An 11,916-nucleotide genomic window follows, 5' to 3' on the forward strand; every position below is an offset into this window, starting at 1 on the left:
ATTACAAAATTCAAAGAATTAAACCGTGCTCTTAAATTTAAGCGGAGAAGTATTAGCGTGTTTTTTAAAGAAGTTATTGAAATGAGATGGCTCATCAAATCCCAGTGTATATCCAATTTCAGAAATATCCCAGTTGGTGTATTTTAGTAGATTCTTAGATTCCTCAAACATTCTTTCTTTGATGATTTGAGTGGTCGTAAGATTCGCTACCGATTTTACAGAAGAATTTAAATGATTTACATGCACATTAAGTTGTTCTGCAAAGTCTGAAGCCGTTTTTAAAGTAAGCGGATAAGCCGGAGAATCCAACGGAAACTGCTTGTTGAGAAGTTCATCAAACAATCGGTATAATCTAATGTTAGCGGGAAGTTCATTAGGGTCAATATCTTCCACACGGTTTTCTAAAGCGAGATGTAGAACCGATGCTAAATGGTTTTTAATACTGTTGCACCGAAACGGGTAGGAAGAGTTGTTGAGCTTATACATCTGCTCAAAATAAACGGTGACAAGCTGTGTTTGTTCCTCCGTTAGAAAAACAATCGGCATACTCCATTCTTTAAATATTGATGTCTTCCTGAATAATTTAAATTCCGAATTACCATTAAAAAACTCCTGATTAAACAGACAGAAATAGCCTTCCTGAAGGTCTCCGTCACATTCCCAAGAATAAGGAATATTGGGAGAAGGGAAAAATAGGGCAGGGCGGTCAATATATAATTGTTGCTGCCCGTACTGAAAAGTTCCTTTGCCGATAATAAAACTGATTTTGTAATAATCACGACGGTTATAAGGACTTTTGAAACTGCAATACTTTCGCATAGAAATATTGAAATGAGATTTTCCTGTTTCAAAATCATCAGTATCAAACATTTTATGTTTGTTTTCTCTGATCCGTTTGTAGTAATCTGCTATAGTTTCTAATTGATCGCTCATAATACAAAATTATAAAAATCAAATATAAGGAATGAAAGTTGATTTTTAAATTATTTTCAATGAAATCAATTTTTAATTTGATGATATATAAAAGCTAGCTGAATTTTTTAACCACAAAAGGCACAAAAATTTTTATTTAATCACTTTAGAGTACTTAAGTTTTAAAAGCTAAATAGGTAGAAAATAATAAAGCTCACATAAGAACAAAATCAAAGATTTTCAAAAAACTTAAGTGTCCTTTTTAACGATATAACTTTTAACTTTAAATAGCTTAAGTGTTTAAACTTTTGTCTCTTTTGTGGTTAAATTACTCCAAGATTTCCAGAAGATCACTTTTACTCAAACTTTGTAATTTTGATTCACTTGTTTTTATTAATCCTTGGGCAAGTTTGTTTTTTTTCTTTTGGAGATTTAAGATTTTTTCTTCAACAGTATCAGAGCAGATCAGTCGAACGGCAATCACATTTTTTGTTTGTCCGATTCTGTAACTTCTGTCGATGGCCTGATTTTCCGAAGCGGGATTCCACCAAGGATCTACGAGATAAACATAATCTGCTTTGGTAAGGTTAAGACCTACACCACCTGCTTTTAAACTGATTAAAAACACACGGATATTTTCATCGGTCTGAAAATTATTAACCTTAGTTCCACGATCTTTAGTTTGGCCTGTCAGATATTCAAAGGGGATATTTTTCTTTTCTAATTCTGTTTTAATCAAATCAAGCATGCCTACAAACTGAGAAAAGACTAGAATTTTATGTTCTTTGGATTTATTTTCGATCTGCTCGGTCAGAATCTCTATTTTCACGGCATTATCACCGGAATGACCCTCTTTTAGCAAAGCCGGAGAATTGCAAATTTGTCTAAGTTTGGTTAATCCGGTCAAAACGTGCATACTGTTTTTAAGCGTTTCATCATCGGTAGATGCGGAAATAAATTCACGAAGTTCGCGCTCGTAGGTGTCGTAGATTTTGCGCTGTTCTGCATTCATTTCGCAGTAGATGACCATTTCGGTTTTCTCGGGAAGCTCTTTCGCGACTTGCTTTTTTGTTCTTCGGAGAATGAAAGGATTTATCTTTTGCTGAAGTTCTATACCTCTTTTGGTGTATTCAAATTTATCGATCGGGATCGCGTATGTATCTTTAAAATATTGTTTACTTCCCAATAATCCCGGACAGGCAAAGGAAAGTTGCCCGTACAGGTCAAAAGTATTGTTTTCAATGGGTGTTCCGGTTAATACGATCTTATTTCTCGACTGTAAAAGACGGGAGGCTTTGTGTTTTTCAGAATTTGGGTTTTTGATAGCCTGTGATTCATCAAGGAAGATATAGTTGAAATGAAACGTTTTCAGAAAGCGAATGTCAGAAAGAAGCATTCCATAACTTATCAAAACCACTTCATATTGATGCATCAACTCGGTTGTTTTCTTCCGGTCGGCTCCATAATGAAGCAAAACTTTGATGGAGGGCGCAAATTTTTCAATTTCTTCCTGCCAATTGAACAGCAAAGAAGTGGGAACAACAATCAAATTGGTCGTCGGCCCGTATTTTTCTCTTTGATGCAAGATAAAAGCGATAATCTGTATGGTTTTACCCAATCCCATATCGTCGGCAAGACATCCTCCAAAATTAAAGGTGTCAAGAAAGCCCAGCCAGTTCAGTCCATCCCGTTGATAATCTCTCAATTCTGCCTTTAATTCAACAGGAACAGCAATTTCAGGAATGTTTTTGGTTGTTGAAAAACGTTTTGAATAGGTAGTAATTTCTGCGTGTACCTCATCACTAAGAATTTCTTTTTCAAAGAGATTTGATATTTCTGTAAAATTGATTTTCGGAATCTTCAACAATTCTTCATCAATATCTCCCACCTGAAAATATCGGGTGATTTTATTGATCCATTCATCAGGTAAAATACCTTGAGTACCATCATCAAGCTGAATAAACTTCGATTTGTTACGAATCGCTCTGTGAACCTGTTTTAATGAAGCTTCTTTCTTGCCAAATTTTACGGCTAATTTAGCATTAAACCAATCGACACCGCTGGTAATTAGGATGTTTACTTTAGCTTTATTTGGGTTTAATTTATTGTTCTTTAATTCATTGAATCCTAGAATGGTTATTTTTTCATTTCTCCACGCTTCAAAGGCTTCCAGAAACCAATTTTCATCTAAAAATTTATCTTTATGGAGGTAGAAATATTCTGGCCCGTCCATTTGTTCTTCAAATTCAGGATGTTGCTGCATGATGATGGAAGCTAAACGGTCTTCCTCATGATGGTTTCGTTCTATAGTGAACTGGTTTCCGTTCTGATCGGTATCAAATAACTGTTTTCGAGAATAAACGATAACCTCAACCGAGCCATATTTCATAACAGGTGTTATGGATACGAAATTTCCTTTTTGCTGAAGATAAATAATGCGTTCAGTTTTAAAATCTTTCTCGGCTAATTCCACCGGAGTTGCCTGACGAATATAGCTGTAATTGATATGGATATACTGTTCTAACGAAGATAAAACGGTCTGCAGAAATTCGTCATATTTTGATGCATGAAGGATTAATATTTCGTTGTTTGATTTGAAAAACTTAATCACACGAAGCATATCAGGATTATCAACCAAACTCAGCGTATTTTGAAAATAAACAAAATAGTCGTTTCGGATCACTACATTTTTAAAGGGAAGTGAAATGTCATTGAATAAAAGCTCACCCGTAATTTCGTAAAAAGGATCTTTCTTGAAAACGGTAAGCTGTATCTCTGATTTTAATACATTTAAATGAACCGGAACTAACGATTTTGAAGAAATGGTTTCAGAAACATTGTGATCGTGATAATAAACATCCAAGTCCAAAGGATTCTGAACGATCAGCTTCAAAGCCTGTAATTCTGCCGCACTTTTCTCTTCGCTATACTTATTTTGAAAGGTAAGAATGGCGGTATAAAATTTGATCTCTGCCGGCTGTTCTGCTTTCCAGATCAGTTGCATGGGATCAATGGTTGTAATCGGGTTTTTGACTTTTCCTGTTTGGGTAATATCAGCTTCCATCAATGAAAAATTCAGTTGATTATAAAAGCGGTGTTTCCCAATGACTAATATTTGCCTTTTATCGGTATTTTGAACGGCTAATTCATCTAATATTGAGACACGTTGAGGAAGCAGATCTTGTTTAAAAACCTGTTCGTCTATTTGAATCAGCTCTTTTATTTTAGGCTGAATATCCAGTTTTCCATCGGTATATTCAATGTTAAAATAAGCGTCCAAATTTGTTTCATTCTCTAATCCAAAACCTTTGGCGACTAACATCAATGATCTTTGTCTTAAGTTATGATCAAAAAAGATTCGGAAGTTTTTCTGCTCCAGAATTGAGTGGATGATTTCGGCCTGATGCTCGCAAAGTTTACTGGTTTCATTGTCGCATGAACAAGCGGTGATCAACGAAGTTCCAACCTGACTTACGGAAACGTTGGGGAAATCAATGACTGAAGTTGATTTTGTAAACACTCCGGCGTTGCATTCCAAAGCGATAGGGTAGATGTCCCGGAAATCTTTATTTTCTATAAAATTTGCCGTTTGGGTATGCTTCAAAAGTTCATATATAGAAAGTGTACTGATGTTCGTATTCGGTAAAATATATTCCTTTGGCAGCTCCATGGGACTTACGGACAAATAATTTAGTTATTTAGCGAATTTACATAAAACCGATAAAAGGTCTTCCCGAAAATCTGATTTTTATTTTAAATAAATCTGAATCTTACCTTACATTAGCTTTTGATAGGGGAAAAAAGGGACGAATTGACTTAAAATTTTTTATTTTCATTCCAAATTTTAATAATTCTTGATTTTTATTAAGTTTTTTTTGCCTTAACTATTGCGAAATCCACCATAAAACCTATATTTGCACCCTAAATTTTAAAATAATGAAAGAACTAATTGAAAAAATCAACGCGGAATTTGAAGCATTCACTGCTGAAGCAAACCAACAAGCAGAAAAAGGAAACAAGGCTGCTGGAACTAGAGCTCGTAAATCAGCTTTAGAACTAAGCAAATTGTTCAAAGATTTCAGAAAAGTTTCTGTTGAGGAATCAAAAAAATAATCGACCCAAAATCGATATAAACCGGCTTCATTGAAGTCGGTTTTTTTTTGTTTATAAATATGTTCAAACTTTTTATTCTAACCACAAAAGATACAAAAGCTAGTGTTTTATTTGAAAATAAGAGTTCTCAAAAGAATAAAAATCACTGATTTTTAAAACTTATGTGCTCTTAATTTGTAGTTTATTGTTAAACTTAAAATAATGCTTTTGTATCTTTTGTGGTTAGAATAAAAGGTTTACGTAAGTTCATTAATATTTAGTCAAAACCTTAATCTTCTTAACAACTTAATAAATCTTAATGGTTTAAAAAATTAAAGTTTAGATATCAATTATAAGATAAAAATCATTCTGTTTTTCTCTTTTATCCACCTCAGTTTCCCCCGAATTCCTTTATCTTTATCCCAATCAATGAAATTATGAAGATAAATCGCTTTTTTGTAGCACCTGCAGTAGTATTGGCGGTGCAGTTTTCATGGGCTCAGGCACAAATCGGCTCACAGGAAAAACTGAATCCCATTGTTGAAAATTTCGTGAATGAAGTCAATAACCATTCTCAGCTTGAAGATATGGCGTATGAACTTCTTGATGGCATCGGGCCCCGTTTGGTTGGAACGCCTGAAATGCTGGCTGCCAATGAATGGACGGCCGAAAAATTACGTTCTTGGGGAGTTGATGCCAATCTACAGCAATTCGGAACTTGGAAAGGCTGGCAGCGTGGAATCACGCATGTTGACATGATGTATCCTCGCATAAAATCATTATCTGCAACCCAATTAGCTTGGAGCCCCGCAACTAAAAAAGCGATTGAGGCTGAAGTTGTAATTCTACCTAAAGTGTCTTCTAAAGCTGAATTCGATAAATGGTTGCCTTCCGCAAAAGGAAAGATCGTCTTAATGGCGCAATATCAGAAAATTGGTCGTTCTGATGAACAGATCAAAGAGTTTGCTACTCCTGAATTATATGAAAAATTAAAAGCCGAAAAAGAGCAGGCTTCAAAAGATTTCCGTGATTACGTAAAGAACATCGGATATGATAACAATACGCTTCCTGAAGCGTTGGAAAAAGCGGGTGCTGCCGGAATTGCGATTTCCAACTGGACCGGAATTATGGGCGCCAACCGAATTTTTGGAGCTAAGACAAGCAAAATTCCAATGATCGATATTGATGTTGAAGATTACGGAATGCTTTTCAGAATGGCTGAAAAAGGAAGTAAACCTAAAATTAAAATTGAAGCTCAGTCGAAAGTACTTCCTGATGCTAAAACTTTTAACACAGTCGGAATTATCAAAGGGAAAGAAAAACCAAATGAATATGTCATTCTTTCTGCTCACCTTGATTCTTGGGATGGTGCTCAGGGTGCTACAGACAACGGAACGGGCGTTTTAACGATGCTTGAAACGATGAGAATCCTTAAAAAATATTATCCGAACAACAAAAGAACGATCGTTGTCGGACTTTGGGGAAGCGAGGAACAGGGATTGAATGGTTCCCGAGGTTTTGTGGCTGATAATCCTGAAATTATAAAAGGTACTCAGGCCGTATTTAACCAAGATAACGGAACTGGTCGCGTTGTGAACATTGGCGGACAAGGATTTGTAAATTCCTACGATTATATCGGGAAATGGTTAAATGGAGTTCCAAAAAAAGTAAGAGATCAGATCAAAACAGATTTCCCCGGAATGCCTGGTGGAGGAGGATCTGATCATGCTTCTTTTGTTGCCGCTGGTGTGCCCGGATTTTCTTTGAGTTCGTTGAATTGGGGGTATTTTGGATACACTTGGCACACGACTAAAGATACATACGACAAGATTGTTTTTGATGAGGTGAAGAACAATGTGATTTTAACGGCGTCATTGGCTTACATGGCATCAGAAGATCCGGAATTTACGAATAGAGAGAAAAGAGAAATGCCTCTTGATGATAAAGGTCAGGTTACAAAATGGCCGGAAGCAAAGCAGCCGAGGAGAAGTTCTAAGGATTTTAAGTAATTTAGCAAAATAATTAAAACATAAAATGAAAATATTAACTACAATTCTTACAGTTTGCTCTGTAATAACGACGAACAATTTTGTTTTTTCTCAAAACACAAACGAAGCTAAAGGCAAAGAAATTATTGAAAAAGCTATTCAGGCAACAGGAGGTAAGGAGCTTTTAAGTAGTATAAAAACTCTTTATTCTAAATCTTCCACAATCACGGATGGAAGAAATGTAAATTATATTACAAAAGAAATGGCTCCAAATTTGGGAAGCTTTGAGGTGGAATATGAAGGAAGAATTGTTTACAGATCTTGGTTTGATGGTAAAACCGGCTATGAAACAGTTAGAGGTGAGAAAAAAGTTGCGGATCAGGAAGAGTTTAAAGATAAGCTTGATAGAAAATATATTATGAATGAATTGGCTTATTTAGATCCTACAATCTATAACGTTGCGTTTGTAGAAACTGATAATGTGAATAAACTTCATAAAATAAAAGCAACAGCTAAAGATGGAAGCGTAACAAATTTATATTATGATACTGAGAGTTTTCTATTAAAAAAAGAGATCAAAGAAAACCCTTCAAAAGGAGCTTTTTCAACAATTATTTGCAATGAATATAAAAAATTCGGGGATCTTGTTTACTGTTCAAAAACGACACTTCAGGCTGAGGACGGTGATAAGGTAATGACCTTAGTTGATTTATATTATAATAAAAATATTGAAAAATCAGATTTTAAATATTAATCTTAAAAATGTAATAATCTTCAATAAATAATGTGCGACTTAATCTAAAAGTCGCACATTTTGTTTGGTTTGTTCTTGGTTGAGTAAACTTTTAATTTCAGCTATTTTACTTTCTTTTACGATATACGTTGTACAGATTTTATTGTTTAAATGCATACTAAAGTTCATTTGGGTTCCTGTTCGTCTTCCCATAGAAGTTTTGGTACTATACTCTGAAAAAACTGGATATAAATTCGCCAGACATAAGAAATTTCTTTTCAATGATTTAAAAAAGCTTGGATAATTTCCATCATCATCAAGAACTTTAATTCTAAAAATTTTCTTTCCTAATGTTGTTCCTAAATAATGTTCACTTATTGCTCCAAAAATAATTACACACGGAATCGAAAGTAAAATACTTACAATTACAGTTGTATGAAATATATAAAAGAAAATTAAAGAAAAAACCAACATATCAATCCATTTTGCAAAAAGTCTTTGCGTTTCATTTCCTTTAAAACCGGGATTATACGGTAAATGATATTCATAAGTATGATAGATCCTTTTCCCGTACTCGTCAAAACTTAGAGTCGGTCTGTGAATGATTTTTCTTTCTTTAATTTCTGATATTTTCAAGTCAAAATATTTTACAGAATCATACTCAGTTGAATCCTTTTTCTCGCTTCATCTACTTCAGTCACTCTCACCTGAACATGTTGGTGAAGTTTTACCACTTCATTCACATCAGAAACAAAGCCGTCTTTTAACTGAGAGATATGAACCAGTCCGCTTTCTTTGATTCCAAGGTCTACAAAGCATCCGAAAGCTGTAATATTATTGACAATACCGGGAAGGATCATTCCTATTTTTAAATCGGTCATTTTTTTTACGCTAGGATCGAATTCAAAAACTTTTGCTGCTTTTCGGGGATCTAAACCTGGTTTTTCAAGCTCTTTTAAAATATCTTTTATTCCTAAAATTCCAATATCTTCAGTAATATATTTTTCGGGTTGAATGGAGGCTATTTTTTCTTTATTGGCTATTAATTCATCGGTTTTAATACCAAGATCTTTTGCCATTTTTTCAACAGTTTTATAGGCTTCAGGATGCACGGCAGAGTTATCCAACGGATTTTTCCCATGTGTAATTCTAATAAATGCAGCTGCCTGTTGATAAGCTTTTTCGCCCAATCGAGGAACTTTTTTTAGTTGTTTTCTGTCTTCAAATGCACCGTTTTCAGCTCGGTAATTCACGATGTTTTCTGCCATTTTCTCACCGATTCCTGAAACATAGCTTAATAATGATTTACTCGCTGTATTTAAATTGATTCCGACAGAGTTTACACATCTCATGACAGTAGAATCCAATTCGTTTTTTAACTGAGTCTGATCTACATCATGTTGATATTGTCCAACTCCGATTGATTTGGCATCAATTTTAACCAATTCAGCCAAAGGATCTGCCAATCTTCTTCCAATGGAAACTGCTCCACGAACGGTCACATCATAGCTTGGAAATTCATCCCTTGCGATTTTACTCGCAGAATAAACGGATGCACCAGCTTCCGAAACTACAAAAACCTGCAAAGGTTTATCAAATGCTATTTTTTTGATGAAAAATTCAGTTTCCCGGCTTGCGGTACCGTTTCCGATAGAAATGGCTTCAATATTATAAGCATTGACCATAGAGCGGATCTTTTTCATCGCCATTCCCGACTCGTTTTGTGGAGCGTGAGGGTAAATGGTTTCGTTGTGAAGTAGGTCTCCTTTTTCGTCGATACAGACGATTTTACAACCACTTTTATATCCGGGATCGATGGCCAGAATTCTTTTTTCGCCTAAAGGGGGTGCCAGTAATAATTGACTTAAGTTTTCAGAGAAAATTTCAATGGCTTTTTTATCTGCTTTTTCTTTGGCTTCCTGTAATGTTTCGTTAGAAATTGCGGGTTCCAGTAGCCTTTTATAACTGTCTTTTATGGCTAATGCAATTTGATCTGAACTTTCATTGTTTGATTTAATAATGGCATTTTCAATAAGATCAATCGCTTCTTCTTTATCAACACCGACATTTGTTTTCACGAAACCTTCCGCTTCTGCTCTCAACATCGCGAGAAGCCTGTGAGATGGAGTTTTATATAAAGGCTCGTCCCACTCAAAATATTGTGAGAATTTTTGTGCGCCTTCTTCGTCTTTTTTGGCTTTAACAACCTTAGAAGTGATAAGCGCTTTACGCTGAAATAATCTACGGAGATTTTTACGAACGTACATATTTTCGTTGATCCATTCTGCCATAATGTCTCTTGCTCCTTGAAGTGCTTCTTCTTCGGATGAAACGCTTTCATTTAAATATTTTGAAGCTAAAAATGCTAGATCATTACTTTTCTGACTCATAATAATCCTGGCTAAAGGTTCCAACCCTTTTTCTTTGGCAGCATCAGCTTTTGTTTTCTTACGTTTTTTGAAAGGTAAATATAGATCCTCAAGCTCCTGAATGTCGAAACTTTCTTCTATTCTTTGTTTAAATTCCGGTGTTAAGGCATTTTGTTCTTCAACAGATTTTAATATTGTTTCTTTTCGTTTTATAATCTCTTCAAACTGTTTGCTGACCTTTGAAATTTGCTCTATCTGTACTTCATCCAGATTTCCGGTTCTGTCTTTTCTGTAACGGGATATAAAAGGAATCGTGCAGTCTTCAGCTAATAACTGAAGTGTTGCATTAATACTTTTTTCGGAAATGTTTACAACCTTCTGGATGAATTCAATATTTGTCATTCTGTAAAATTAAAGTGCTAAAATAGGGATTTTTGCCCTCGATTTAAATTTTGAGATTTACTATATTTGATTTAATTATGATGGGAAAGGCTCAATTTTTCATTTCTTGATGTATGTTAAGGTAATGGAAAGTTGTTTTATCTATTTTTGACCTGTTAAAATTAAGGAATGAAATATTAATTTGATAATTTCGTTCACCTTATAATTAAGAATAATAAATTTTTTACAATAATTAATATGAAAAAACTTAGTGTCATTGCATTAGTAGCTGTAGGTTTGTTTGCGGTATCATGTAACAAAGAAAAATCTGCAGATAAGGCTGCTACAGCTACAGAAAAATCTGTTGCAGAAGGAAAAGGTGAAGTTTTACCTGTTGATGCTGCAACTTCTGTAGTAAACTGGAAAGCCTTCCATAAAGGTGGTTTTGCTCCTCGTTGGGGAACAATCAATGTAAAATCCGGTGAACTAAATGTTGAAGGAGGACAACTTTCTGCAGGTAATTTCGTGATTGATATGGCTTCTATTAAAGTAGATCCGGCTTCAGTAACGGAAAAAGATAAAAAACCGGCAGACTTGGAAACTCACCTAAAAAGTGCTGATTTCTTTGACGTAACAAAAAATCCTACTTCTGAGTTTAAAATCACAAGTGTAGCAGATTTAAAAGATGCTCCTAAAGATGCAGTTGCCGGAGCTAATAAAACAGTAAGCGGAAACCTTACTTTATCTGGAAAAACTGTGAACGTAACTTTCCCTGCAAAGGTAGATGTTGTTGATAATTCAGCTTCTGTTCAGGCTAAATTTACAGTAAACAGAGCAGATTGGGGTATCAAATTCGGAACTTCTGAGGCAGATCCTGCAGAATGGATGATCAGTAAAGACATCGAAATTGCTGTAGACGTAAAAGCTAAAAAATAATTGTTAGACCATAAAAATGGGAGAAGCTGCTTTTTAATTAAGGCAGCTTTTTCTATATTTGACTATGATGTATTTATTATTAACAATCAATCTCCTCAGTTTTATTGTCTTCGGCTTAGATAAAAGAAAGTCTGTCAAACATCAAAGAAGAATATCAGAAAATACACTTTTATCCCTCACATTTCTTGGCGGAACAATCGGATCTTTGCTTGGAATGTTGATTTTCAGGCATAAAGTTTCAAAGAAATCTTTTTTGTTGAAGTTTGGATTTGTTTTCTTAATTCAGATCATATTAATTTATTTTCTTGAAAAATATAATATGATTAGTATTTAAAACTTAATCTGTTATTATAATTTTTTTGTTTTTAAATGATGTATAAATCTTTCAATTATAGGGCTTTAATAAAAGCTTTTATTTAAATGGCTCATTATTAAATTGTTAAATAATACATAATCTTACTAATTATTTAATTAAAAAACACTATTTTTGCACCCGTAAAAATCA

At 34.4% G+C, this 11,916-nt stretch carries 9 protein-coding genes; 5 read left to right on the forward strand and 4 right to left on the reverse strand.

The genetic code is table 11. The annotated features are described in order from the left end of the window. Nucleotides 1-18: 18 nt before the first annotated feature. A complete protein-coding gene (locus BT156_RS19850) occupies nucleotides 19-933 on the reverse strand; it encodes a helix-turn-helix domain-containing protein (protein ID WP_072412671.1) in 915 nt (304 codons plus the stop codon). 307 nt (nucleotides 934-1,240) lie between these two features. Next, on the reverse strand, nucleotides 1,241-4,582 hold the full coding sequence (locus BT156_RS19855; protein WP_072412672.1) for a DEAD/DEAH box helicase: 3,342 nt from the start codon (nucleotides 4,580-4,582) through the stop codon (nucleotides 1,241-1,243). A 266-nt stretch (nucleotides 4,583-4,848) separates the two neighbouring features. Between BT156_RS19855 and BT156_RS19860 the strand changes: the two genes are divergently transcribed. The 3 genes from BT156_RS19860 to BT156_RS19870 all read left to right on the forward strand — a co-directional run bounded on the left by BT156_RS19860 (nucleotide 4,849) and on the right by BT156_RS19870 (nucleotide 7,746). After that, the gene (locus BT156_RS19860; protein WP_054509314.1) at nucleotides 4,849-5,025 is read left to right on the forward strand and encodes a histone H1; all 177 of its coding nucleotides are present in this window, start codon (nucleotides 4,849-4,851) and stop codon (nucleotides 5,023-5,025) included. Nucleotides 5,026-5,441: 416 nt separating this feature from the next. After that, a complete protein-coding gene (locus tag BT156_RS19865) occupies nucleotides 5,442-7,013 on the forward strand; it encodes a M20/M25/M40 family metallo-hydrolase (RefSeq protein WP_072412673.1) in 1,572 nt (523 codons plus the stop codon). Between the two features lie 25 nt (nucleotides 7,014-7,038). Beyond that, on the forward strand, nucleotides 7,039-7,746 hold the full coding sequence (locus BT156_RS19870) for a hypothetical protein (RefSeq protein WP_072412674.1): 708 nt from the start codon (nucleotides 7,039-7,041) through the stop codon (nucleotides 7,744-7,746). 39 nt (nucleotides 7,747-7,785) lie between these two features. Here the strand turns inward: BT156_RS19870 and BT156_RS19875 are convergent, their stop codons facing one another. Both BT156_RS19875 and BT156_RS19880 read right to left on the reverse strand, forming a co-directional pair. Further along, nucleotides 7,786-8,361, reverse strand: a complete 576-nt coding sequence (locus BT156_RS19875) for an RDD family protein (RefSeq protein WP_072412675.1) — start codon at nucleotides 8,359-8,361, stop codon at nucleotides 7,786-7,788. 11 nt (nucleotides 8,362-8,372) lie between these two features. Next, nucleotides 8,373-10,496, reverse strand: a complete 2,124-nt coding sequence (locus BT156_RS19880) for a Tex family protein (RefSeq protein WP_072412676.1) — start codon at nucleotides 10,494-10,496, stop codon at nucleotides 8,373-8,375. A 237-nt stretch (nucleotides 10,497-10,733) separates the two neighbouring features. Here BT156_RS19880 and BT156_RS19885 point away from each other — a divergent pair, with 237 nt between their 5' ends. Further along, on the forward strand, nucleotides 10,734-11,411 hold the full coding sequence (locus BT156_RS19885; RefSeq protein WP_072412677.1) for a YceI family protein: 678 nt from the start codon (nucleotides 10,734-10,736) through the stop codon (nucleotides 11,409-11,411). A gap of 67 nt (nucleotides 11,412-11,478) precedes the next feature. Next, nucleotides 11,479-11,745: a DUF1294 domain-containing protein gene (locus BT156_RS19890; protein ID WP_083582414.1), complete on the forward strand. Its 267-nt coding sequence runs from the start codon at nucleotides 11,479-11,481 to the stop codon at nucleotides 11,743-11,745. Nucleotides 11,746-11,916 lie beyond the last annotated feature (171 nt).

It is taken from the genome of Chryseobacterium limigenitum (assembly GCF_900114875.1).
GTDB lineage: Bacteria > Bacteroidota > Bacteroidia > Flavobacteriales > Weeksellaceae > Chryseobacterium > Chryseobacterium limigenitum.

Coding starts and splice junctions, on each gene's coding strand:
- BT156_RS19850 (WP_072412671.1), bottom strand. CDS start 933: ATGAGCGATCAATTAGAAACTATAGCAGATTACTACAAACGGATCAGA.
- BT156_RS19855 (WP_072412672.1), bottom strand. CDS start 4,582: ATGGAGCTGCCAAAGGAATATATTTTACCGAATACGAACATCAGTACA.
- BT156_RS19860 (WP_054509314.1), top strand. CDS start 4,849: ATGAAAGAACTAATTGAAAAAATCAACGCGGAATTTGAAGCATTCACT.
- BT156_RS19865 (WP_072412673.1), top strand. CDS start 5,442: ATGAAGATAAATCGCTTTTTTGTAGCACCTGCAGTAGTATTGGCGGTG.
- BT156_RS19870 (WP_072412674.1), top strand. CDS start 7,039: ATGAAAATATTAACTACAATTCTTACAGTTTGCTCTGTAATAACGACG.
- BT156_RS19880 (WP_072412676.1), bottom strand. CDS start 10,496: ATGACAAATATTGAATTCATCCAGAAGGTTGTAAACATTTCCGAAAAA.
- BT156_RS19885 (WP_072412677.1), top strand. CDS start 10,734: ATGAAAAAACTTAGTGTCATTGCATTAGTAGCTGTAGGTTTGTTTGCG.
- BT156_RS19890 (WP_083582414.1), top strand. CDS start 11,479: ATGTATTTATTATTAACAATCAATCTCCTCAGTTTTATTGTCTTCGGC.